General features: G+C 58.4%; 1 protein-coding gene. It reads right to left on the bottom strand.

Annotated features, from left to right (window positions below; all coding sequences use genetic code 11):
• Positions 1-399, bottom strand: a 399-nt coding sequence (locus ACIP66_RS20890; protein WP_400650506.1) for a peroxiredoxin, incomplete at both ends; no start/stop codon positions are given.

The following is a 399-nucleotide window of genomic DNA, read 5'->3' as shown; positions in this document are numbered from 1 at the left end:
GACCAGGCGGATCAGCTCTTCCATGTTACGGCCCAGGGGCCGGTCGTTGATGATGTGCGAGCGGACAACGCCTTTGTCGTCGATCAGGAACGCGCCACGGAACGCTACGCCGCCTTCCGACTCAACGTCGTAGGCTTTAGCGATGTCGTGCTTCATGTCGGCAGCCATGGTGTATTTCACCTGGCCGATGCCGCCATTGTTCACTGGAGTGTTGCGCCATGCGTTGTGAGTGAAGTGCGAGTCGATCGACACAGCGATCACTTCAACGTTGCGGGCCTTGAAGTCAGCCATGCGGTTGTCCAGAGCGATCAGCTCGGACGGGCAGACGAAGGTGAAGTCCAGTGGGTAGAAGAACACCAGGCCGTATTTGCCTTTGATGGCCGAGGACAGGGTGAAGCT

Source organism: Pseudomonas sp. NPDC088429, from assembly GCF_044753305.1.
Taxonomy (GTDB): domain Bacteria; phylum Pseudomonadota; class Gammaproteobacteria; order Pseudomonadales; family Pseudomonadaceae; genus Aquipseudomonas; species Aquipseudomonas rustica.
This window is presented reverse-complemented; position numbering and strand designations above follow the sequence as displayed.